This window comes from Bradyrhizobium sp. AC87j1 (assembly GCF_002936975.1).
GTDB lineage: Bacteria > Pseudomonadota > Alphaproteobacteria > Rhizobiales > Xanthobacteraceae > Bradyrhizobium > Bradyrhizobium shewense.
On record NZ_PTFE01000004.1, the window covers coordinates 56,196 to 78,071 of the forward strand.

Consider the following 21,876-nt stretch of genomic DNA (forward strand, 5'->3'; position numbering starts at 1 on the left):
ATCCTTCAGCTAAGCGCGCAGCCGGTTGACGATCCGGAGCGGTATCCATGATCCCAGCACCATCAAGATCGCAATCACTGTGACCACGACATACTTCAGAGGATGCTGCGACGATGCGAGCGAGCCTTCGAGGTGGAGATACGGGAGGATCGTATCCATGGCCATTCCGATGAGGGCAATTGCCGTCAGACCGCCAACGACCGACGCGAAAACATTCACGGTCCATCCGATCGCTCCGCGCCTGTTCGACCAGGCCTCGTAGATCGCGACCGCCAGCATCACGGCGACAAAGACCAGCATGAAGCCCATCGAGCCACCGACGCTCGACGTCGGGCCGAAGACCTCCAGCAGCAACATCGCCGCCACGGCAAGTAGTGTAATCGTCTTCACGATGCTTCCCTCGTCAGTGCCCCAGCGCCGACACCACAGAGCCGATCACGATACAGCCGAGGCCGAAGATGGCCGTGGCGATCTCGACGCCTTTTCAGGCCGAAGAACCTGACCACGGCTCCATGTGGCCAACAGGAGAATATCCACCATCGCGCTGAGCACGGCTTGGAGCATATGGATGGGTCGCGCCGGCGGAGTTGGGGTTCACCGCAACCGTCGCAAGAGCAGTTCAGAGGGACCTTGGCGGCGACAGGGCTGCTCAGGTCATTTGCCATCGCTAGCCCCCCTACTCCGCGGCTCCAGTCCATGCTCGGCTGGCTCGCTTCGCCAACCCTTTCCCTTCACACACATTTGCCCCGCCCCCTGCCCCTCCTCCCACTTTCCTGCTATCTCCTACTCCCGCCGCCCCGGCCCAAAGCAAAACCCTCCGAACGATAGGGAGCAACAACCATGCGTTATCTCCACACCATGCTGCGCGTGCGCAATCTCGACGTCGCGCTGAAATTCTATGTTGATGCTTTCGGGTTGAAGGAGGTGCGGCGGATCGAGAACGACAAGGGGCGGTTCACGCTGGTGTTCTTGTGCTCGGCGGACGATCTCGAGGCGCTGAAGAAGCAGCCGCAGACGCGCGGCGCGCCGCTGGTCGAGCTCACCTGGAATTGGGACGAGGAGAAGTACGGCGAGGATCGCTTCTTCGGCCATCTCGCCTATGAGGTCGACGACATCTACGCCACCTGCGCGCAGCTGATGAAGGCCGGCGTCACCATCAACCGTCCGCCGCGCGATGGCAACATGGCCTTCGTTCGCTCGCCCGACCTTCACTCGATCGAGCTGCTGCAGAAGGGCGAGCCGAAGCCGCCGCAGGAGCCCTGGGCATCGATGCCCAATACCGGCCACTGGTAAGGCGCCGGCAGGAACAAGCTCCCGCACCCGACGTTCTCTCTTCAACGAAGCCGATTGGAGGAGGATGTGATGGCGAGAGGGCTATTGCTGTGGATGCTTGGCGTGCCGATCCCGGTGATCATTCTGTTGTGGCTGTTCTTCGGCCGCTGATCGACGGGTTCAAGTTTGCGAGTTGTTTTGCAACGAAAGCTTCGCCTCGGGCGGAGCTTTTTGCATGAGAGGCGCGCCGCAATCGCGGATCGCTCCGAACGGCGAATTCCGCTATCACCCGCGGCAAGCGACAACGCCGCGGGAGACGCCTCATGCCTGACACCAAGCTGACGATCTGGGGCCGCGCCAATTCGGTCAACGTGCAGAAGGTGCTGTGGTGCCTCACCGAGCTCGCTTTGCCCTATGAGCGCGTCGACGCCGGCATGAGCTACGGCAGAACCCGCGAGGCCGACTATCTCGCGATGAACCCCAATGCGCGGATCCCGACGCTGGTCGAGGGCGACTTCGTGCTGTGGGAATCCAATTCGATCCTGCGCTACCTCTGCCTCGCACATGGAAGCGGCACGCCGATCTACCCAGAGGCGCCGAAGAGCCGCGCATCGGTCGACCGTTGGCTCGACTGGACATTGTCGACGGTGCAGCCGGTCGACCGCCCGGTGTTCTGGGGCATCGTGCGCACGGCCCCCGCCGAGCGCGACATGATCCAGGTGCAGCGCGATGCCGATACCGCCGCCGAGGTCTGGGCCATCGCCGACCGCCTGCTCTCCTCGCGCCGCTTCATGGAGGGCGATGCGTTCACGCTCGCGGACATCGCGCTCGGCTCCTATGCGCGGCGCTGGCTCGGCGTCGAGGGTATCACCCGGCCGGCGCAGCCGCATTTGACGCGCTGGCTCGCCGAGCTCGGCAAACGGCCCGGTTTTGCACAGCATGTCGCACCGCCGATGTCGTGAACCGGCAGCGCGGCGCAAGCTGCGGCGAGAGCGCGATGAATCCGCGTTTCGGCGCAATCCTGCGGCGTCAACTCAGCACTTGACGCTACTGTGCATGGGGTTGTTTTCGCGTTTTAGTTTTTGGCGCTAAGGCGCAATACGATCAGGATGAATCGTCATCGCTTGTTTAAGCATGACCTTTTCGGAAAACCGCTGCGCACTTTTCCGGATCATGCTTTACCGCCAGCCGCGCTCGACCAGCAGCACGCAGACGATCAGCACCAAGGTCACCGCCGCGGTCGCCAGCCGCGCCGTCCAGCTCAAGCCGCGGCCGACCCACCAGAGCAGTGCGCAGTACATCAGGACGGGAACGACGAGGTCGAGGCGCAGCAGATCCACCGGCATGGGCCTCTAGCGCCTCACAGTGGTGTCGATGCTGATCGAGCCGCCGATCTTCACGCAGGTCCCGGTGCCCTCGACCATGACGAAGCGCGGGCCATAAGAGGCGCAGGAGCCCGTTCGTGCCTTCCCGGCCGCGCCCTTCAGCGGCACGGTCGTGCCTGCCTTCGGCTGCTCGGCAGGCGGCAGGTGCAGGGCCTCCGCTGCGGCGGCGGATGTGGCCAGCAACGAGATCAGGATGAGGAGCGGCGCGCGCATGGCGGCGTTCTAGCCCGGACCGGCGCCGCGCGCCATCGGGCCTTCCGCGGCCCCGATCAGATGAACTTGATGCCGGCTGATTTGCCGCGGCGCCAGACCACCTGGCAGCTCCGCCCGGTGCGGGCATCGCGTGCGAAGGCGAGCCTGATTACGCCCGGGAGCTGGCTCGCGTCCTCGTCCAGCGTGATCTTGGCGCCCGAATCCGAGATGTCCTGGACCAGGCAATGCCGCGCGGCGAAGCCACCGTCGAGCGTGATCCAGGCATGCTGCGACAGCAGCTTGCGGGCTGCGCGCTTTTTCGGAGGTGGCATTGGCGAAAAATCTCCCGTTCCAGCGCTACTCAGGGAACCCTAAGAAACCGTTGAAATCGCCTCCGGATCACCCCGGGGCCAGCGCTGTCCACCGGGGCCAAAAGACCGGTCCCGGACGGCTTGCCGGGAGCCAGAAAGGCCACTATACGTTCGCCCGCTGCAAGCCGCCGGGTCCGACTCGGCCGGCCAGCGGCCGTGCCGGGAAAAACGGCAGGGCCCTGCGTTTGCTCCCTTCGTCTATCGGTTAGGACGCCACCCTTTCACGGTGGAGAGAGCGGTTCGATTCCGCTAGGGAGCGCCAGTGCAGGCGACGGCGATAGATTACGCCGCAATGGGCCGCCACGACGGCCCGGCTGCAATTTCTCCCGCTTCCTCATGAACCTCCCCTCCGCTCGCCACCGACCAATGTCAGTTGGAACCGGTCCAGGCCCATGGCGCAGTGTAACCCCGAGATTGAACGTTCGTCCGGCGCATCCACAAAGACGCCGGGCCTTCCGCCATGGCTGGGCCATCCTCGCCAGCATCCATCCGACCGGCGCGCCAAAATGCTGGAGCACATGGCGCGCGCCAGATCGCTTCCGCAGCGTCAGGCAGATTCCGCGCCGGCGGCGCTCGTGCCGTCAGGCAGCAGCGCCAAGAACGCAATCAGCGATATTCTCGGCGACGTCATCGGCCACGTTATCCTGTTCGGTATCCTCGCCCTGCTCTTCCAGTCGCGCATTCCGCTCTATCTCGGCGCGTTCGTTGTCCTGACCGACGGCGAGCGCATCGAAAGCGCGCTGGCAACGATCGGTATCCGCCTCGAGCCCGAAACGATCGGCCCCGACATCGTCAAGCGCTCCGCATTCTGGTTCGGCTGGTTCGCGTTGCTCGCCGCCTTGAAGGGCTCCGTCCAGGCCGGGCTCGCGCCATGGATGCCTCCGACCGAGTCATGGTCTTTCATCGCCGGCATCGCCCTCCTGCTCGCCATTGTCGAAGCATTCACGGCGCTGGCGATGCGGCGCGCGTTGCCGCCGTTGGGATTGCAGATCAGCCCGAACGGCCTGATATGGACGACGATCCAGTTCGCGATGGCCATGGGCTCGCTGGCTTTGCTGGTGCTGTTCGGATCACTCTAGGCGCCACAGCGCGTCGTTGCTTCACCGCACCCTCGATGACGATGTTGTGAGGCGGCCTGCAGCATAACGGGTCCTTATGCCGCGCTTTCTGCCGGGCGCGCGAAGCGCGCATTTACCGGAAATTTACCCCTGCTCCTTTGCGCTAGTATCATTTGCTTAGAATTTGACAGCTACCGTGGAATTACGGAAGCAATCCCGAACATCATTGGCACCTCATGTCCGTCGCAGAGTTCCTCAGGCAGCGTGCAGTGGACGTCACGGTCAGCGGCAGCTACTCGCTGCCCCGCTGGTATGATTGCGAGGGCAAGCTGCGCAGCTTTGCCTGTCGCACCAAGCGCGTCTCGCCCTTCCGCATGATCGTGGACGTGCCCGTCGTCGGCAAGGTCGGCGAGCGCCTCACCTCCTACTTCCAGGATTTCGGCGAATTCCAGTGCACGATCAGCGCGACGCTGAAGTCGGGCTTCCTGATGGAGCTCGACATGACGCGGGCGCGGCGCGCCTGGATGTCGGAAAAGCTGACCTGGCTCGAGAAGAAGCAGAAGGACGCCAGCGTCCAGGAGCTGCGGAACGACGCGCGTTTCGTACCGCAGGTCTCGCACACCTTCCTGACGCTCGCCAACGGCAGCAGCCATCCGTGCTTCATCATCGACGTCTCCACGGCTGGCGTCGCGATCTCCTGCGAATACGATCCGCCGCTCGGAACCCCGCTTGCGGTCGGCGCCTGCGTCGGGCGCGTGATCCGCAAGTTCGAGCACGGCTTTGCGGTCAAATTCGCCGAAAAACAGTCACGGGATGACCTCGTCCGCCTGATCGTCCGCACGCCCTTGCTCCAGTCGGCCTGAAGCCGGCCCGATCAATCTTAACTCTTTCTTAACTAAATACTGGAGATGGCGACCCCTGCGCGGTAGGGTGTGCCCCGGTGCGTCCGCAATCACTGCGGGCCTCGAGTATTGGAAGCCCCGGAATGTCCATCGCCGACGCCGAGTTCGCCCCGGCAGAGATCGCGCCGAACGCGCCCGTCGCGCCGAAGCCGCAGCTTCCACCCGGCGTCGTCACCGAAGGGCCGCTGGTCCAGGCCAAGCTGCGCGAGAGCTATCTCCTGCTCGGCATCCTCTATGTCGGCGCGGTCGCCGGCATCATCTGGGCCGTGACGCAAGGCGTCGGCAAGGTCGAGCTGTTCACGTTCGCCTGGATGTTCGCGCTGACGACGTTCGGCATCGGTGCCGGCATGCACCGCCTGTTCGTCCATCGCAGCTTCCGTACCGGCCCGATCATGCGTGTCTTCTTCTGCGCCATCGCCCAGATGGCTGTGCAGGGCTCGATCGCCAAATGGGTCGCCAACCACCGCCGCCACCATCTCTACGCCGATGACGTCGGCGATCCCCACAGCCCGCAATTCGACGGCTTCGGCAATCGCTATATCAGCGCGTTCAAGGGCTTTCTGCACGCCCAGGGCAGCTGGGTGTTCGACCAGGCGACCACCGACAACGAATACTATGCCAAGGACATCCTCGCCGATCCGATCGCGATGTTCTTCGTGCGCACGCGCTGGGTCTGGTACGGGATGTCGGCAGTCTTCATCCCCGGCGTGATCGGCTACACGTTCGGCGGCGTGCACGCCATGATCGGCTGCGTGCTGTTCTCCGGCCTGCTCCGCGCCTATCTGCTGATCCTCACCAGCCAGCTCACCGGCTCGGTCTGTCACGCCTATGGCTATCGTCGCTTCGAGGTCGTCGACGCCTCGACCAACGAGTTCGTGACCACGATCCTCACCTTCGGCGAGGGTCTGCACAACAACCATCACCGCTTCCCGCGGGACGCCTACATCTCGCACGCCTGGTGGGAGATCGATTTCAACGGCCTGATCATCCTGGGCCTGGAAAAGATCGGTCTCGTCCACGACGTCTTCCACGCCTCGCACCGTCAGCTGGAGCGGGCGGCCGAAGCAGAGGCGGCCTCGACGGCGCGCTGAATCGGCAGGCAGCGGCCACCGCCGGGCCGTCTTGCCTCCGCATCGCCGCCCTATCGCGGCCCCATTGCGGGATCAGCTTATGATCGTCCGTGCCTCCAGGCCGGGCGTCATTTGCAGACTTGCGATCGGGGGACCGAATGGCAGTCGACAAAGTTACAGTGGACAAGATCACCTGGGACAGGGTCGGCCGGGTCACTGAGCCCGGACGCTACATGTACACGTTCGGCTGGCTCACCATCACCGCCGGCGATCTGGAGATCTGGAAGCTCTACCCCCAGGCCGCGTTCACGCTGCTGGCGCAACCGGGCGAAGCCGACACATCCCTCGGCGAGGAATTCCATCTCGGCGCCTTCGACGTCGCTCCCGGGGCGCCGCCGCCGTTCACCACGCACTGAAGGCGGAAAGCACCGGCCGTTGCTGGAACGCATGGCATGGGCGTTGCTTTATCATCGCCATGATGCACATCCCCGCCGTCGACCAGGCTTTCCTGCTGGTGCTCATCGTGTTCTGCCTTGGCACCTGCCTCGTCCGCGCCTTCTGGGAGCTGGAGCAGGCGCGGATGCGCCGGCTCGCCTCGCCGCCCCGCGAGGACCCAACGAAGCGCGGCTAGCTGGCCTGACCGGCGCAGGGCTACGCCGTGAATCGAAGAAACCCACGCATTTCCTTGATCCGGCTTGCCAATCGCGCCTCAAGCTCGGCGGCGCGAGCGTTATCATGGATGACGAACAGGTGCTGTCATGCAATTGATTGCGCTTGTATTCTACGGCGCGACGGGCGACGGCAGATGAACGAAGTCTGTCGCGCTCGTTAAGCGAACCGACAGCGTGCGCATGACACATGGTCGCATCGGTGAATGTAGATAAGCGGATCAAGGGAACCTATTTTCGGCGCCGATGTACCTGATTGAAGCATTGCCCACCGTCATCGGAACGGCCGCCATCGCCCCGGCGCTGCTGATGCTGTGGCTTGTCATCGCCGCCGAGGAGCGTCCGGGACCGCCGGCCCAGGTCTGGACCGCGTTCCTGTTAGGCGCGGCCAGTATCTCGCTGCTGGGCCTCGCCCGCGCCCCCTTCGCCAAGATGGTCGCCGCGCCCGACGACCCCTGGGCGGCGCTGGCGATGCATTCGATCTTCGGCGTCGCGCTGCCAGAGGAAGCCGTCAAGGTGATCGCCATCGTGGTGATCTCCTCGACCAAGCGGCGGACCTTTGCCAATCCGATGGACACCGTGGTCTATGGCGCCGCGGTCGGCCTCGGCTTCGCCGCTTACGAGAACCTCGCCTATCTGGTTCAGCACGCCGAGATGTGGCGCTCGCTGGCCGCCTTGCGCAGCGTGCTGACGGTGCCGTTCCACGGCGCGCTCGGCATCATCGCGGGCGCTTATCTGACGATCGCGCGCGCCGGCACGGCGCTGGGTGCGAACCGGCACCATCGCGACTGGGCCCGCCTCTCCAGCCGCCTCCTGATGCTGGCCGGCCCGCTTGCGCTGCATTCCGCCTTCGACTTTCCGCTGCTGACCCTGCAAAGAATGCCCGACCTCGATCCGACGCTGCGGATGTGGCTGGGCGCCTCCAGCCTCTTGATCGGCTTCAGCTCGATCGCCTTCGCGATCCGCCTGGTCCGGCGCGTCGCCCGCCATCACGCCCCCCGGACCGATGTCGCGCGGGAGCGGCTCAGCCAGCTCCGCCGGATGTGGGCGCTGCTGCTTGCCGGCGGCGGCGTCGGCTTTCTCGGCCTCGCCTTCGTGCTGACCTCGATCCATCACTGGCTCATCAACCCCGAGCGCAATCTGACGCTGGCCCTGATCCCGATCGGTTTCGTCTCGATCCTGCTCGGCCTTGCTCTTCTGATTGTCACAACGGCGATCTATGTTCTTGGCCGCAACCGCATCCGCACCAGCGCGGAGGGTTTTTCCTCGGCGCCCGGCGGCGGGTGAGCCGCGGGATGGCGAGCGCGCTGCGCGCATACTAGATTGAGCGCTGACCTTTCGATCTGGAGCCTGCCGATGACGTCGCCCGAGGATTTTTCGCGGCTTCAATCCATGATGAGCCAGACGGTCAAGGCCCATTGGAAGGCCTTCTTGTTCGAGGGCATCCTGCTCGCAATTCTCGGCGTCGCGGCGCTGATCCTGCCGCCGCTCGCAAGCCTTGCTATCGCGATCTTCCTCGGCTGGATGTTCCTGATCAGCGGCATTGGCGGGCTGATCGTGACCTATTGGGCGCGCAGCACGCCGGGCTTCTGGTGGTCGCTGATCTCGGCTGCGCTCGCCGTGCTTGCCGGCATGCTGCTGCTGGCCCGCCCGATGCAGGCCGTGCTGACGCTGACCATCGTGGTCGGCGCCTACTTCCTGGCCGAGGGCGTCGCCACCATGATGTACGCACTGGAGCACCGCCGCGAGCTCATCGGCCGCTGGTCGTGGCTGCTGATCTCGGGCCTCGTCGACATCGCGATCTCCTTCATGGTGATCACGGGACTGCCGAGCTCGGCGGAATGGGCCATCGGCGTCCTCGTCGGTATCAACCTCCTGTTCGGCGGCGCCAGCCTGATCGGCCTGGCGCTGGCGGCGCGCAACAGCAACACCTGACCCGCCTCGTCACCTGCCGCGCCGATTGGGGGGTGACAATCCGCCGATGGCGCGCTATATGCCCCTCCATGATCACCGTCGCCACCAGCTATTTTTGGTACTTTAGCTACGACAGCTCGCTGGCGGCAGGAGGATCGCGCTCAATCTGAATATTGAAGCAAACGTCCGAACAAGCCGCCAGACCTGGCGGCTTTTTTATTGGCCGGCAGGTTCGAAACAAACAGGAGCCCGCCGTGCTGAGCACGACCGACGATCTTCGTATCCGCGAATTGAAAGAGCTGAGCACGCCCGATGAGGTGATGCGGGAAGTCCCGCGCACGCTCACCGCGACGCGTGTGGTGATGGCGGCGCGCAACGCCATCCACGCCATTCTCGCCGGCCAGGACGACCGCCTGCTGGTCGTGGTCGGCCCCTGCTCGGTGCATGACCCCAAGGCCGCGCTCGAATATGCCGAGCGGCTCGCGAGCTTGCGCGAAGAACTCGCCGACCAGCTCGAGGTCGTGATGCGGGTCTATTTCGAGAAGCCGCGCACCACGGTCGGCTGGAAGGGCCTGATCAACGATCCCGATCTGGACGGCAGCTTCGACATCAACAAGGGCCTGCGGCTGGCGCGCAACGTGCTGTCGGCGGTGAACAATCTCGGCCTGCCCGCCGGCACGGAATTCCTCGACATGACGACGCCGCAATACATCGCAGACCTCGTGTCCTGGGCCGCGATCGGTGCGCGCACGACCGAGAGCCAGATCCATCGCGAGCTGGCCTCGGGCCTGTCCTGCCCGGTCGGCTTCAAGAACGGCACCGATGGCAATGTGCGGATCGCAGCGGACGCCGTGAAGTCGGCCTCGCATCCGCATCACTTCATGGCGGTGACGAAGCTCGGCCGCTCGGCGATCGCCTCGACCGCTGGCAACGAGGACTGCCACATCATCCTGCGCGGCGGCAGCAAGCCGAACTATGATGCGGCAAGCGTCGCGGCCGCCTGCAACGAGCTGACCAAATCCGGTGTCGCGCCGCTGGTGATGGTCGATGCCAGCCACGCCAATTCGAGCAAGAAGCCCGAGAACCAGCCGCAGGTGGCGGCCGACATCGCCGGCCAGATCTCAGGCGGCGAAGGCCGTATCATGGGCGTGATGATCGAGAGCAATCTCGTTGCCGGCCGCCAGGACGTCGTGCCGGGCAAGCCGCTCACCTACGGCCAGAGCATCACCGACGGCTGCATCGATTGGCCGACTACGGCGACCGCGCTCGAGCAGCTCGCCGACGCGGTGGAAATCCGTCGCAACGCCCGGCGCGCCGGACTGCAGGAGCGCTCGGCCTAGCTCATGGCGAACTCGCATTCGCTCTCCTCACCTCTCCCCAACGGGGAGAGGTGAAAGGATCAGCAGCCGCGGCAGATGCTCTTGATCTTGCGATCGAGCTCCGCGTCTTCCTTGTTCGCGGGGGTGTTCGGATTGCTCAAATTCTTCTCGCTCGGCACGTCAGCCGCTCGCGGCTGGCGGTGACCGACCGGTGCCGGCAACACCGATCCAGAGGTTCCGCCGCTACCGCCGGAGGTCGATCCCTTGGAACCGCCGGTCTGTGCTGCCGCCGCGCCGCCAAGCAAGACCACGAGCGATGCTGCCACCATGATCTTTTTCATTTCCGCCTCTCCATTCTCGAACCGGCGCGCTCTCCATCACCGCTCAGGTCTCGGGCGGATAGAGATGAACGTCGCCGCAATAGTCCACGATACGATAGCGCGTTTCGGCTCCCGCATCACCCGCATGGGGTGCGGTATTTTGCGGCGCCAGGACGTAGCTCGGCCCCACCGGGGATTTGCCGGCGCCGCCGGGAATGTCGATGACATAGTCCGGCTGACAAAGCCCTGACACCCGCCCGCGCAACTGCCGCATCAAATCCTGTCCTTCGGCAAGGGTCGTGCGAAGATGCGCGGTGCCCGGCGCGAGGTCGCCGTGATGCAGATAATAGGGCTTGATCCGGCATTCGACGAAAGCTCGCATCAAATCCGACAGAGCGGCGATGTTGTCATTGACCCCGCGCAACAGCACGGACTGGCTGACCAGGGGAATTCCGGAATCGACGAGCCGCGCGCAGGCGGCGCGCACCGGTCCCGTCAGTTCGCGCGCATGGTTGGCATGCAGCGCCACCCAGGTGGCCGCGCCCTCGACCTTGAGCGCCGCAACCAACTCGTCGCTGATGCGCGCGGGATCGGCCACGGGCACGCGGGTGTGAAGGCGGATGATCTTGACGTGATCGATTGCCGCGAGTTCGGCCATGATCTCGCCCATCCGGCGCGGCGACAGCATCAGCGGATCGCCACCGGTCAGGATCACTTCCCAGATCTCGTGATGCGAGCGGATGTAATCGATCGCCGCGCGATAGGCGGTCTCCGACAGCGCGTTCTCCTTGCCCGGGCCCACCATCTCGCGGCGGAAGCAGAAGCGACAATAGACCGCGCAGACGTGAACGAGCTTGAACAGCACGCGATCGGGATAGCGATGCACAATCCCTGCTACCGGCGAGTGCGGATGATCGCCGATCGGATCGGCGTCCTCGCCCGGCTGCATCTCGAGCTCCGCGGCGCTCGGAACGAATTGCCGTGCGATGGGATCGTCGGGGTCGGACGGATCGATCAGCCCGACCAGCGCCGGCGTGATCGCCACCGCATAGCGCGCGGCAACGCGCTCGAGCGCCGGCAGCGCTGCTGCGGGCGCCAGACCTTCAGCGACGAGCTCAGCCGGCTCGCGCAGGGTGCGTGCAAGGTTGGTTTTCGTCATGTCTCACTAGACGCTTCATTTGCAGGTGGCGTCCAAACCACCTGATCGATCCGCGATGCGCCGCTTGCCAGCATCACCAGCCGGTCGAGGCCGAGCGCGACGCCGCTCGCCTCCGGCATTGCGGCGACTGCCGCCAGAAAGTCCTCATCGAGCGGATAGGCTTCGCCGTAGCGGCGCTGCTTCTCCATCATCGATTCCGTGAAGCGCTTTCGCTGCTCCTCGGCATCGGTCAGTTCCCCAAAGCCGTTGGCGAGCTCGACGCCGCATGCGTAGACCTCGAACCGCTCGGCAACCCTGGGATCGTCAGTCTTCACCCGTGCCAACGCCGCCTCTGGAGATGGGTATTCGAACAAAATGGTCAAACGCCCCTGCCCCAGATGCGGCTCGACGTGCTCGACCAGCACCTTGCTGAAGACGTCGGACCAGGTGTCATCCCCGGCCACACGGACCTTGCCCCTGGCCGCCTCGGCCAGCGCGGCACGGTTACCCTCGCCGTCCCTGATTGTCGACAGCAGGTCGATGCCGACGCACCGTTCGAAGGCGCCCGCGACCGTCAGGAGCTCGGGCTCGGCGAAGGGATCGGCGGTCCGCCCCCGGAACGAGAAGGTGCCGATGCCGGTCGCCTGCGCCGCACGGGCGATGACGACGACGCAATCGGCCATGATGGCGTCATAGGAGGCGCCTGCCCGATACCATTCCAGCATGGTGAATTCGGGCAGATGAAGGTCGCCGCGCTCACGGTCCCGGAACACCCGGGCGAACTCGAAAATCCGCGTCTCGCCCGCCGCCAGCAGCTTCTTGCAGGCGAATTCGGGCGACGTCCGCAGATACCGGAGGGCTCGGCTACCGTCCGGCCGCATGATCTCGGTCCGAGGGGCGTGCAGGTGGGTCTCATTGCCCGGAGACACCTGGAGAACGGAGGTTTCGACCTCCACGAACCCCTGCTCGGCGAAAAAGCCCCGTAGAGACCCGGTAATGGCCCCCCTGGCCTGGAGGAACGGCCGACGGTCGAGGTGCCGCCCGGGCGACCAGAACGGTGAGATGGGCTTGTCCCCAGCCATTACCCGACCGCCCCAGATCCGAGCAAAACGCTGGCATCTAACGGCAAAATCAGTATGTTGCGGCCCGAAACGGGCGCCGAGGTCCGATTTGAGGCCCCAAGTCCCCCATCGAATTGATCACGTCCTGGCCGGTGCCGGGCCAAGCAAGCAGGAAATATAGCTTTGAGAGTCATCGCCAGTTCTATTCGCAAAGGCAACGTGATCGAGCAAGACGGCAAGCTCTATGTCGTCGTCAGCGCCGAAAACATCCACCCCGGCAAGGGTACCCCGGTCAGCCAGATCGAAATGCGCCGAATCTCGGATGGGGTAAAGATCTCCGAGCGCTACAAGACCACCGATCAGGTCGAAAAGGCCACCATCGAAGAGCGCAACTACACGTTCCTGTATGAAGATGGCGACGGCTTCCACTTCATGAACCCGGAGACCTACGACCAGGTCCAGGTCTCCAAGGACGTCGTCGGCGACGCGGCCTCGTATCTTCAACCGGACATGACCGTCAAGCTGTCGACCCACGACGTCAACGTGGTCTCGCTCGCGCTGCCGCAGCGCGTGACGCTGGAGGTGGTCGAAACCGAGCCGGTGACCAAGGGCCAGACCGCCTCGTCCTCCTACAAGCCGGCGGTGCTTTCCAACGGCGTGCGCACCACCGTGCCGCCGCACATCGCGGTCGGTACCCGCATCGTGGTCATGACCGAGGACGGCTCCTACTCCGAACGCGCCAAGGACTGACGGGGAACAGAGCGATCGCAGGTGCCGCCGGGGGGCGAGACAGTGGTTGGGAAGGGTTTCCGCTTCGTCTCGCTTCTTTTGGCGTCGCTTTCGCTCCTCATTGCCGCTCCGCTCGCTGCGGATGAATTCCGCAGCCCCTCGCTCACGGCCCTGCGCGTCGACTGGCGCGCAGCGCTCGACCAACTCCGCACCGAGATCAACAGCCGCCCCCGCGTCGCGGACGATTTCATCTTCGCACCTCGCCGTTCGGTGCCGCGCTACGATCCGCGCGCGATGCCCGCCCTGGTGCAGCTCAACGCGGTTTCCTCGCGATTCTTCACCGGCATCACCCGCAGTCCCGTGCCGGTGCTGCTGCCGTTCGACGCCGCCGCTTACCTCGAGGCGCAACGCAGCGGCGCGACGGCGACGCTCGCGCTGTCGCGCTATCAGGCGGACTTCAATCCCGTCGACATGTTCGATGCCGGCCCCGCCGGCTACAGCGCGACTTTCTCGCTCGAGCCCGGCGCCGGTGAGGGAATGCCTAGCCGGGTGTTCACAAGGCCGGTCGAAGTGCACATCACAGGATCGGCGCTCGTCTACGACATCGCCGATCCCGCCGGCGGCAAAGGCGAGCAGATCAAACCACTCACAGCGCTCTACCCGGACCTGCGCAGGTTCATCCGGGAAGGCTATGTACGCTACGCTTTCACTCGTTTCGGCGTCGCCTATGTGGTGTCGATCCAGTGCCTCGACAGCGTCGCCAAGCCGCGGCGGCTGGCCTGCAAGGAAGCCTATCCGGTGGCCGAGCGCTTCCTGAAGGCCCTGCGCGTCGCCGGCGGCCAGCGCATGCGGCCATTGACGGACATTGCCTCCAACGTCCTCGATCGTCCGGCGGGCCGTTCGCCGGATTTCAGCTACCGGCCGAGCGGCGATATCATCCCGAACACCGGCTACCGCAAGCAGGGCGGCCATCCCGACGCAATGGCCTATGCACAAATCCGCTTTCCGCTCGAAAAGGCACCCGCCTTCATCCGCTCGCAATCCTATGCCAAGCGGGACAAGACGGAGAGCACGACCGCCTATCCCTGGCGCGACAATTTCTGCGAGTCCCGCAGTTTCGAGGTCTGGCAATGCGCGGGCGGTTACGGCCATCAGGGCGAGGACATCCGCGCCGCCGACTGCCCGCCGCCCGGCGAAGGCCGCGAGCCCTGCGATCCCAAGCAGCGCGGCGTCGTCGCCGTGCGCGATGCCATCGTGATCCGCGCGTCCAAGGATCAGGCCGCGACGCTTCAAGTCAACAGCCGCACCGAGCACATCCGCTTCCGCTACATGCACATGAATCCGCACGCAATGAACGCCGATGGCGTGCTCAATGGCCGCATCGTCACCGAAGGCGAGAAGATCGGTGTGATCTCGAATTATCTCGACCATCCAGCCGGCACCTCGATGCATCTGCATTTCGACGTGCAGGTGTTCACACGCGACGGCTGGATCTGGGTCAGCCCCTACGTCACCCTGGTCTCCGCCTACGAACGCCTGATCCACGCCCGCGGCCGCGAGGTCGGCCCGGAGATCGCGATCACGTCGCAGCCGGTCGCCCATGCGCTGCCGGACGACGTGATCAAGCCGGATCTGCGCGAGGGATCGAGCGGCGAGGAGAATTGAGGGCTTGCTCGCTCCAATGAAGGGCGGTGCAAGAGCTTGTTGTCGCGCGCACCGCCGGCTCAAACAAAAACAGGGATCGGGGTGATGAGTGTCGGACTGATCGGTCTTCTCGACGATATCGCGGCGATTGCAAAGGTGGCAGCGGCCTCGCTCGACGATGTAGCGAGCCAGGCTGCCAAAGCGGGCGTAAAGGCGGCTGGCGTGGTCATCGACGACGCGGCCGTTACGCCGAACTACGTCATCGGCTTTGCCTCGAAGCGCGAACTGCCGATCGTCGGCAAGATTGCGGTCGGATCGCTGCGCAACAAATTGCTGATTTTGCTTCCCGCTGCCCTGCTGCTTGGTTATTTCCTTCCCACCGCGGTGACGCCGCTGCTCATGCTGGGCGGAGCCTTTCTCTGCTACGAGGGTACCGAGAAGGTGCTCGAAGCCGTGATGCCGCATCATGCGCACCACCACGAAGCCCAGCTCGAGCCGATCGCACTGAATGCCCGGTCGGTCGAGGACGAGAAGGTCGCGAGCGCCATCAAGACGGATTTCATCCTGTCGGCGGAGATCATGGCGATCACGCTGGCGGCCCTCCCGGCGGGCAGCATCTGGATGCAGGCGCTGGTGCTGGCACTGGTCGGCTTCGGTATCACGGTCGGGGTCTACGGCGTGGTGGCCCTGATCGTGAAGGCGGACGATGCCGGCGTAGCCCTTGCGGGCTACGACGGCGCCTCAGTCATTGGCGCCGCGATCCGCTCGCTTGGACGCGCGCTGGTCCGCGGTATGCCCACCTTCCTGGCGGTGCTGAGCACCATCGGCACTGCCGCCATGATCTGGGTTGGCGGCGGCATCATCCTGCACGGCATCGAAAAATACGGCCCGCCCGTGGTCGGCCGCACGGTCCATGCCGCAAGCGAGGCGGCCGCACACGCCCTTCCATCCATTGCCGGCATCATCGAATGGTCGGTCGAGGCAGCCATCTCAGGCGTGCTTGGACTTCTTGTCGGCGCAGTTGCGATTCCGGCCGTCCAATACGGTCTCTCGCCGGCATGGAAACGGCTGAGGCGATCGCGGGCGGGCTGAAGGGAACGAGCCGTGTAGCCCGGATGGAGCGAACCGTAATCCGGGGACTTTCTCGCGCGAGGCAACGGTCCCGGATTACGCTTCGCTCGATCCGGGCTACCGATTATTCAAGCAACGTCGTGAGCTGCGCGCCCTCGTCCGCCACGAACACCGCGATCAATTCCGCGGGCTCCGTCGCGCTGGCGTTGGCCGAGACCAGATGCGTCGAGCCCGGCGGTTCGAAGAAGGACTGGCCGACGCCAAACGTCTCGACAGGACCGCCGCCGAGCTGGGAACGGATCTCGCCCTTGGTGATGTAGGCGGTCACGGATCCAGCGTGACGATGCGGGCGCGAGAATCCGCCCGGACCATAGGTCACGCGCACGATGGTGACGCGCTTGCCCGGCACGTTCGGCAATGCGTAGGAGCCGATCGGCTCGACCTTGTCGAGCGGCGAGCTCTCCGCCGCTGTGGCGCAGAGCGGCGCCAGCGCGCCGGAGATGGCATCCATCGTCACCGGCAGCGCCTTGCCGATCGCCAGCGCACAGGCCAGCCCTGCAACGACGGCGAACGCCGTCGAACGTGACGGCGCCGGACGCTGCACGGCAGATAAACTCATTGCTGTCATCATAACCTCCCTTTGTGCCGATCAGGATGCCGCAGCATTCGCGGCCACCGGCCGCGGCGCCGGCGTCCAGCGAAACGCAGCCCCGAAGCGGTTCCAGACGTTGATCGAGGCGACCGCCGAGGTCAGATACATCAGCTCCGTCTCGGAAAACTCCCGGGCAGCTTCGGCATAGACGTCTTCGCTGACGCCGTCGGGCAGGACGGTCAGCGCCTCGGCCCATGCCAGCGCGGCACGCTCGCGCGGCGAAAAGATCGGCGCCTCGCGCCAGACCGCGACCAAGTGGAGCTTGTCGACGGGAACGCCGATCCGTTCCGACAGCAGGACATGGTGCTGCACGCAGAAGGCGCAGCCGTTGATCTGCGAGGCGCGCAGCTTGACGAGCTCGATGAGCTGCTTGTCGAGGCCGGCCTTGGTCGCAAGCTGACCGAGCGCCAGCACCAGATCATAGACGTCAGGCGCGATCTTCTTGAAATCCTCGTATTCGCTACGGGCATGTGACATTGCGGTTCACCTCGTCTTATTATAAGTGTACTTACATATTATAAGAGCTCTGACATGTCACGCAAGACCGACGCCGTCACCAGATCGAAAACCCGCACGGTGCCCGAACCTGCCGGCGACGCGGCGGTGCGTGTTCCCGCTGCCGGCGAAGGCAAGCGCGGCGAGCAGGGCTATCTCGGCTATCTCTTGCGCCAGGCCCATGCAGCTGTCCGTCTGACGATGGAGCGGACGCTCGCAGACCTCGGCGTTACGTCGCCACAATTTGCCGTGCTGACGATGCTGAATGCCTATCCGGGACTATCGGGTGCCGATGTCGCCCGCCTCACCTTCCTCACGCCACAGACGGTCGGGGTCATCATCCGCAACCTCGAACGCGACGGCGCGATTCTGATGACGCCTCATCCCGTCCACGGCCGTATCCAGCAATGGACGCTGACCAAGCGCGGAACGACGTTGTTGAAGGCGTGCCGGGAACGGGTGATGGCGCTGGAGAAGCGTCTGGCTGGCGGCCTCGACGCCAAGGCCGAGGCGAGCATTCGCCGCTGGCTCGCCAACGTCGCGACGGAGTTGCAGGGGGACTAGGTGTGGTCTAGTCGCCGCCTCCTCCGTCACAGCCGCCGGCATCCGAGAAATCGCCACCTGCACCGCCGTCGCCGCCCTGAATACCGCGGCCAAAGTTTTCGGCGATGATCATCAGAACGACGACGAAGAGCCCGGCGCCGAAGGGCCAAGGATTGGCACGGATGATGTCGAACAGCTCCCGCATGCCGCATCCTACGCGGACGGAAGCGAACCGACCGTAAAACGACAGGCCTAAAGTCAGGGATATCGCGAAGCGCGGGACCGACTACCCGCCCTTCAACTCTTTCTTAACCTCACCATCGACCCAGGTCTCGTCCGCCGCGATCACCCGTACGCGGCTGTCGTCGGTGGCATTCACCAGCACATGCGAACTCACCCGGTCGGCGCTTTGCTCGAGGTGCAGATCGGTCTCGGGCTTCCAACTCAGCGTGGTTGCGAGATCGCCGGGAAAGATCTGCCATTGCGATCCGTCGTCGAGTTCGACGACATGGCTTTCCGCATGCGTGTGTATCTTCATTCCACCCCGAATTCTCGGTGAACAGACTGCATGCGAAAGGCGGGCCCCGACGCTCCGCCGGGGCCCTGCTCCGTCAGTCGTTGTCGTGATGAATTATGGTCTTGCTGCGATTGCCGAATTCATCCTGCTTCTTGATCACCGTGGTGCGATCAGAGGGCTCGCGCTCCCTGATGACGGTGGTGCGGTCGCGATCACGGTCTCGCTCGCGGTACTCGTGGGACTGACCGACCGTCACGCCGGCGCCGACCGGGCCGACGTGAACGCCGACTTCATCTGCGAACGCGGGCGTCGCGACGGCGGTGATCATGGCGGCGGCAAACAGATATGTCCTCATCATCATCTCCTCCTTCCGGATACGGAGGGAATGCAGGACTGCGACAGTTTGTTCCGACAGAAGCATGATCCCGGGCCGCGCAGAATCAGCCGCGCGGCTGTTCCAGGAACCGACCCACACCGGCCATGTTTCGGGCTACAATGTGCCCATGACGCACGCTGATTCCTCCCTCCATCCGACTCGCCGCAGCCTGCTGCAATCGACGTTCGGTGCAGCCGCTTTGCTCACATTCCCGACACGCGTGCTCGCCGCGCCTCCGGGCTTCGACGAATGGCGCGAGAGCTTTCGCGCGCGTGCGATGGCTAAGGGCATTTCGGCAGCGACCTGGCAACGCGCGATGGGACGGGTCGAGCCCGACATGAGCGTGTTCAAGCAGATGCGCAGCCAGCCCGAATTCCACGAGCAGGTCTGGCAATACATCAACCGTCGCGTCTCCGACTGGCGCGTCATCAACGGCAAGATCGCACTGAAGAACAACGAGGCGCTTCTGGCGCGCATCGAGCGGGATTTCGGCGTCGAGCGCGGCACGCTGCTGGCGCTGTGGGGCGTCGAGTCCGCTTATGGCGATCCCCTGGTGCAGCAGAACCACATGACGCCGGTGTTTCCCTCGCTCGCCGCGCTCGCCTGGAACGAGCCGCGCCGCAAGGCCTATTGGGAGACCGAGCTGATCAATGCGCTGCGCATCGTCGACAAGGGCTGGAGCACGCCGGAGCAGATGCAGGGATCCTGGGCCGGCGCGATGGGCCATTCGCAATGGATGCCGGAAGTCTGGCTCAATGTCGGCATCGACTATGACGGCGACGGCAAGGTCTCGCCCTTCGGCAAGCCCGACGACGCGCTGGGTTCGACCGCAAAATATCTCGTCAACCGCGGCAAATGGCATCGCGGCGAGCATTGGGGCTATGAGGTGCGCGCCGCCGGCAATATGAGCGGCAGCCGCACCTATGCGGCCTGGGCGTCAGCCGGCGTCACCCGAGCCGACGGCCAGCCGTTCCCGCAGCCGAACGAATCCGCGCAAATGTGGACACCGGTTGCGGGCGGACCGACCTTCCTGCTCGGACCGAATTTCTACTCGGTGAAGAGCTACAACCCTTCCATGAACTATGCGCTCGCGATCTGCCATCTCGGCGACCGCTGCCTGGGGGCGCCGCCCTTCATCCAGCCCTTCCCCGGCTCCGAGCGCGCGCTGACCCTCGCCGAGGTGCAGGAGATGCAGACGCGATTGACGAAAGCCGGTTTCGACACCGGCGGCACCGACGGCCGGGTCGGTAACGACACCATGAAGGCGATCAAGGATTTCCAGCAGCGCGCAGGGATTGCGCCAGCAGACGGCTATGGCGGGCTGAAGGTGCTGGCCAAGCTGCGGCAGGGGTCGTAGGGACCAGTCATTCCGAAGCTCGCGCAGCGAGAACCCGGAATCTCGCGCCACATCTCTGGATTCCGGGTTCAAGGCTTTGCCTTGCCCCGGAATGACACTGTGGTCAGTGCCGGTACTGCGGCTCCTCCGCGTCGAGCTGCCTGCGGATCGCGGCGAGATGGAGCCGGGCGGATTCGGAATCGCCTTCGCGCATCTGCCTGTAGGTCTCGGCCGCGATCGCGGGATCGACCGGCAGCACCTTCCGTCCCGTCGACATCGCCAGCACCTGCACCTCGGCGGCGCGCTCGAGATAATAGAGATCGTCCCAGGCTTCCGCGATGGTGGGCGCCAGCACCATCACGCCGTGATGCTTCATGAAGACGATGTCAGCATCGCCGACGGCGCATGCGATGCGCGCACCTTCCAGGTTGTCGAGCGCGAGGCCGTTGTAGTCGCGATCGACCGCGGTACGGCCGTAGAATTTCAGCGCGGTCTGACCGGCCCAGATCAAGGGTTCGCCTTCGGTCATCGATAACGCCGTCGCATAAGGCATGTGGGTGTGGAATGCGACCTTGGCGCGCGGCAGGCGCTTGTGCATCTCGGCATGGATGTAGAACGCGGTCGCCTCCGGCACGCCCTCGCCGTCGAGCACATTGCCGTGGAAATCGCAGATCAGCAGCTTTGAGGCCGTGATTTCGCGAAAGGCATAGCCATAGGGATTGACGAGAAACAGATCGTCATGGCCGGGTACCACGGCCGAGAAGTGGTTGCAGATGCCTTCCTCAAAACCGTTGCGCGCGGCCATGCGGAAGCAGGCGGCGAGATTCTCGCGTGCGGTGCGAATTGCATCGGTGGCGAGGTCCGGCCGGTTCGAGCGGAATGGCGCTGACGCGGGTGAGGAAGCGTGAAGGCTGTGCGCCATGGCGAAGGACACCTCTGTCGGTCGAAAGCTGCCGTCTTGTACAGGGGCTGCGCCTGCGCGTCAGCCCCTGCGACCGCCACCCTGCCCTGCGCGGCTCAGGCCCGCCGCGGCACGCCGCCGGCATTCATGCCGCCGTCGATGACGAGCTCGCTGCCGGTGACGTAGCGCGAGGCATCGGAGGCCAGATACAGCACGCCTGAGGCGATCTCCGCCGCCTGCCCTGCGCGGGCGAGCGGCGTTGCGACCTTGGCGCGCTCCTCGGGATCAATCGGCGCGTTCTGGCCGGCGCCGGTCGCGCCCGTCGGGATCTTGCCCCAGATCGGGGTATCGATGATGCCGGGATGCACGGAATTGACCCGGATGCCGTCGCCGGCCGCCGCGCATTCCATTGCAATCGATTTGGCGAATAGCCGCACGCCGCCCTTGGTCGCCGAATAGGCCGACAGGCCCGGCGCGCCGCGCAGGCCCGCGAGCGAGGACATCATGACGATCGAGCCGCCGCCATGCTTGCGCATCAGCGGCAGGCAATGCTTGACCGAGAGAAACACGCCGTCGAGATTGATCGCATTCTGCTTGCGCCAGTCGGCGAGGGTCATGTCGACGATCGATGGCACGGAGATGCCGATGCCGGCATTGGAGACGAGAATATCGAGCCGACCATAGCGCTTGGCGATTTCGGCGACGATATCGATCCAGCGCTCCTCGCTGGTGACGTCCTGCTCCAGGAATATCGCCTTGCCGCCGGCATTTGTCACGCGCTTGGCGAGCTCGGGCCCGCGCAGCTCATCGATGTCGGTGACGACAACAGTCGCGCCCTCGCGCACGAACAGCTCGACGATGGCCTCGCCGATACCCGAGGCGCCGCCGGTCACCAGCGCGACCTTGCCCTCGACCTGCCCTGCCATGTTCACTCCCTTTTTT

The 21,876-nt window shown here is 64.8% G+C and carries 29 protein-coding genes and 1 tRNA gene; 16 read left to right on the forward strand and 14 right to left on the reverse strand.

The window, feature by feature from the left end; translation table 11 throughout:
- Nucleotides 1–9: 9 nt before the first annotated feature.
- Nucleotides 10–390, reverse strand: a complete 381-nt coding sequence (locus CV770_RS04195) for a hypothetical protein (protein WP_146101246.1) — start codon at nt 388–390, stop codon at nt 10–12.
- 450 nt (nt 391–840) lie between these two features.
- Between CV770_RS04195 and CV770_RS04200 the strand changes: the two genes are divergently transcribed.
- Both CV770_RS04200 and CV770_RS04205 read left to right on the forward strand, forming a co-directional pair.
- Nucleotides 841–1,293, forward strand: coding sequence for a VOC family protein (locus tag CV770_RS04200; RefSeq protein ID WP_018323103.1), 453 nt, complete (start codon nt 841–843; stop codon nt 1,291–1,293).
- A 302-nt stretch (nt 1,294–1,595) separates the two neighbouring features.
- Entirely contained in the window at nt 1,596–2,234 is a 639-nt protein-coding gene (locus CV770_RS04205) for a glutathione S-transferase family protein (protein ID WP_104461436.1), read from the forward strand.
- Nucleotides 2,235–2,450: 216 nt separating this feature from the next.
- On the opposite strand, the gene CV770_RS04210 is transcribed toward CV770_RS04205, so the two are convergent.
- From CV770_RS04210 to CV770_RS04220, 3 genes are read right to left on the reverse strand one after another with little or no spacing between them, the layout of a single operon-like run.
- The gene (locus tag CV770_RS04210; RefSeq protein ID WP_104461437.1) at nt 2,451–2,618 is read right to left on the reverse strand and encodes a hypothetical protein; all 168 of its coding nucleotides are present in this window, start codon (nt 2,616–2,618) and stop codon (nt 2,451–2,453) included.
- A gap of 6 nt (nt 2,619–2,624) precedes the next feature.
- Nucleotides 2,625–2,870 carry a hypothetical protein gene (locus CV770_RS04215; protein WP_104461438.1) on the reverse strand — a complete coding sequence of 82 codons (246 nt, stop codon included), beginning with the start codon at nt 2,868–2,870 and terminating at the stop codon, nt 2,625–2,627.
- Between the two features lie 56 nt (nt 2,871–2,926).
- Entirely contained in the window at nt 2,927–3,181 is a 255-nt protein-coding gene (locus CV770_RS04220; RefSeq protein WP_018323099.1) for a PilZ domain-containing protein, read from the reverse strand.
- 226 nt (nt 3,182–3,407) lie between these two features.
- On the opposite strand from CV770_RS04220, the gene CV770_RS04225 reads away from it, so the two are divergent.
- The 9 genes from CV770_RS04225 to CV770_RS04260 all read left to right on the forward strand — a co-directional run bounded on the left by CV770_RS04225 (nt 3,408) and on the right by CV770_RS04260 (nt 10,172).
- Nucleotides 3,408–3,482, forward strand: a tRNA-Glu gene (locus tag CV770_RS04225).
- 244 nt (nt 3,483–3,726) lie between these two features.
- On the forward strand, nt 3,727–4,299 hold the full coding sequence (locus tag CV770_RS04230; RefSeq protein WP_245453674.1) for a hypothetical protein: 573 nt from the start codon (nt 3,727–3,729) through the stop codon (nt 4,297–4,299).
- 215 nt (nt 4,300–4,514) lie between these two features.
- A complete protein-coding gene (locus CV770_RS04235) occupies nt 4,515–5,141 on the forward strand; it encodes a PilZ domain-containing protein (protein ID WP_038946697.1) in 627 nt (208 codons plus the stop codon).
- Nucleotides 5,142–5,263: 122 nt separating this feature from the next.
- The gene (locus CV770_RS04240; protein ID WP_104461440.1) at nt 5,264–6,271 is read left to right on the forward strand and encodes an acyl-CoA desaturase; all 1,008 of its coding nucleotides are present in this window, start codon (nt 5,264–5,266) and stop codon (nt 6,269–6,271) included.
- 137 nt (nt 6,272–6,408) lie between these two features.
- Nucleotides 6,409–6,666 carry a hypothetical protein gene (locus CV770_RS42435; protein ID WP_165637347.1) on the forward strand — a complete coding sequence of 86 codons (258 nt, stop codon included), beginning with the start codon at nt 6,409–6,411 and terminating at the stop codon, nt 6,664–6,666.
- A 59-nt stretch (nt 6,667–6,725) separates the two neighbouring features.
- The gene (locus tag CV770_RS42440; protein WP_165637348.1) at nt 6,726–6,881 is read left to right on the forward strand and encodes a hypothetical protein; all 156 of its coding nucleotides are present in this window, start codon (nt 6,726–6,728) and stop codon (nt 6,879–6,881) included.
- Nucleotides 6,882–7,164: 283 nt separating this feature from the next.
- Nucleotides 7,165–8,205, forward strand: a complete 1,041-nt coding sequence (locus tag CV770_RS04250; RefSeq protein WP_028144767.1) for a PrsW family glutamic-type intramembrane protease — start codon at nt 7,165–7,167, stop codon at nt 8,203–8,205.
- A 69-nt stretch (nt 8,206–8,274) separates the two neighbouring features.
- Entirely contained in the window at nt 8,275–8,853 is a 579-nt protein-coding gene (locus CV770_RS04255; RefSeq protein WP_104461441.1) for an HdeD family acid-resistance protein, read from the forward strand.
- Nucleotides 8,854–9,086: 233 nt separating this feature from the next.
- Complete coding sequence (locus CV770_RS04260) at nt 9,087–10,172, forward strand: 3-deoxy-7-phosphoheptulonate synthase (RefSeq protein WP_104461442.1); 1,086 nt, start codon at nt 9,087–9,089, stop codon at nt 10,170–10,172.
- Between the two features lie 59 nt (nt 10,173–10,231).
- On the opposite strand, the gene CV770_RS04265 is transcribed toward CV770_RS04260, so the two are convergent.
- From CV770_RS04265 to epmA, 3 genes are read right to left on the reverse strand one after another with little or no spacing between them, the layout of a single operon-like run.
- Complete coding sequence (locus CV770_RS04265) at nt 10,232–10,492, reverse strand: hypothetical protein (protein ID WP_091956807.1); 261 nt, start codon at nt 10,490–10,492, stop codon at nt 10,232–10,234.
- 43 nt (nt 10,493–10,535) lie between these two features.
- Nucleotides 10,536–11,630: a lysine-2,3-aminomutase-like protein gene (locus CV770_RS04270; protein ID WP_104461443.1), complete on the reverse strand. Its 1,095-nt coding sequence runs from the start codon at nt 11,628–11,630 to the stop codon at nt 10,536–10,538.
- Nucleotides 11,627–12,691 carry an EF-P lysine aminoacylase EpmA gene (gene epmA, locus CV770_RS04275; protein WP_104461444.1) on the reverse strand — a complete coding sequence of 355 codons (1,065 nt, stop codon included), beginning with the start codon at nt 12,689–12,691 and terminating at the stop codon, nt 11,627–11,629. Before epmA ends, CV770_RS04270 begins: the two co-directional genes overlap by 4 nt.
- Nucleotides 12,692–12,853: 162 nt before the next feature.
- Here epmA and efp point away from each other — a divergent pair, with 162 nt between their 5' ends.
- The 3 genes from efp to CV770_RS04290 all read left to right on the forward strand — a co-directional run bounded on the left by efp (nt 12,854) and on the right by CV770_RS04290 (nt 16,135).
- Nucleotides 12,854–13,420, forward strand: a complete 567-nt coding sequence (efp, locus tag CV770_RS04280) for an elongation factor P (RefSeq protein WP_018323088.1) — start codon at nt 12,854–12,856, stop codon at nt 13,418–13,420.
- Between the two features lie 21 nt (nt 13,421–13,441).
- Complete coding sequence (locus CV770_RS04285) at nt 13,442–15,064, forward strand: peptidoglycan DD-metalloendopeptidase family protein (RefSeq protein ID WP_104461445.1); 1,623 nt, start codon at nt 13,442–13,444, stop codon at nt 15,062–15,064.
- A gap of 84 nt (nt 15,065–15,148) precedes the next feature.
- On the forward strand, nt 15,149–16,135 hold the full coding sequence (locus tag CV770_RS04290) for a DUF808 domain-containing protein (protein WP_091956811.1): 987 nt from the start codon (nt 15,149–15,151) through the stop codon (nt 16,133–16,135).
- A 103-nt stretch (nt 16,136–16,238) separates the two neighbouring features.
- Here CV770_RS04290 and CV770_RS04295 read toward each other — a convergent pair whose 3' ends face one another.
- Together CV770_RS04295 and CV770_RS04300 are read right to left on the reverse strand one after the other, a co-directional pair.
- Complete coding sequence (locus tag CV770_RS04295; RefSeq protein ID WP_104461494.1) at nt 16,239–16,742, reverse strand: cupin domain-containing protein; 504 nt, start codon at nt 16,740–16,742, stop codon at nt 16,239–16,241.
- 21 nt (nt 16,743–16,763) lie between these two features.
- Nucleotides 16,764–17,243, reverse strand: coding sequence for a carboxymuconolactone decarboxylase family protein (locus CV770_RS04300; RefSeq protein WP_104461446.1), 480 nt, complete (start codon nt 17,241–17,243; stop codon nt 16,764–16,766).
- 54 nt (nt 17,244–17,297) lie between these two features.
- On the opposite strand from CV770_RS04300, the gene CV770_RS04305 reads away from it, so the two are divergent.
- The gene (locus CV770_RS04305; protein ID WP_104461447.1) at nt 17,298–17,825 is read left to right on the forward strand and encodes a MarR family winged helix-turn-helix transcriptional regulator; all 528 of its coding nucleotides are present in this window, start codon (nt 17,298–17,300) and stop codon (nt 17,823–17,825) included.
- Nucleotides 17,826–17,832: 7 nt separating this feature from the next.
- Here the strand turns inward: CV770_RS04305 and CV770_RS42445 are convergent, their stop codons facing one another.
- The 3 genes from CV770_RS42445 to CV770_RS04315 all read right to left on the reverse strand — a co-directional run bounded on the left by CV770_RS42445 (nt 17,833) and on the right by CV770_RS04315 (nt 18,676).
- Complete coding sequence (locus CV770_RS42445) at nt 17,833–18,009, reverse strand: hypothetical protein (protein ID WP_165637349.1); 177 nt, start codon at nt 18,007–18,009, stop codon at nt 17,833–17,835.
- Between the two features lie 81 nt (nt 18,010–18,090).
- Nucleotides 18,091–18,342: a hypothetical protein gene (locus tag CV770_RS04310; RefSeq protein WP_091956814.1), complete on the reverse strand. Its 252-nt coding sequence runs from the start codon at nt 18,340–18,342 to the stop codon at nt 18,091–18,093.
- 73 nt (nt 18,343–18,415) lie between these two features.
- Nucleotides 18,416–18,676, reverse strand: coding sequence for a hypothetical protein (locus tag CV770_RS04315; protein ID WP_104461495.1), 261 nt, complete (start codon nt 18,674–18,676; stop codon nt 18,416–18,418).
- Nucleotides 18,677–18,824: 148 nt separating this feature from the next.
- Here CV770_RS04315 and CV770_RS04320 point away from each other — a divergent pair, with 148 nt between their 5' ends.
- Nucleotides 18,825–20,054 (forward strand): lytic murein transglycosylase, encoded by a 1,230-nt coding sequence (locus tag CV770_RS04320; RefSeq protein ID WP_104461496.1) that lies wholly within the window; start codon nt 18,825–18,827, stop codon nt 20,052–20,054.
- A 103-nt stretch (nt 20,055–20,157) separates the two neighbouring features.
- Here CV770_RS04320 and CV770_RS04325 read toward each other — a convergent pair whose 3' ends face one another.
- Complete coding sequence (locus tag CV770_RS04325) at nt 20,158–20,955, reverse strand: aldolase (protein WP_104461448.1); 798 nt, start codon at nt 20,953–20,955, stop codon at nt 20,158–20,160.
- Nucleotides 20,956–21,050: 95 nt separating this feature from the next.
- Entirely contained in the window at nt 21,051–21,860 is an 810-nt protein-coding gene (locus tag CV770_RS04330; RefSeq protein ID WP_201759696.1) for an SDR family NAD(P)-dependent oxidoreductase, read from the reverse strand.
- Nucleotides 21,861–21,876: the final 16 nt, after the last annotated feature.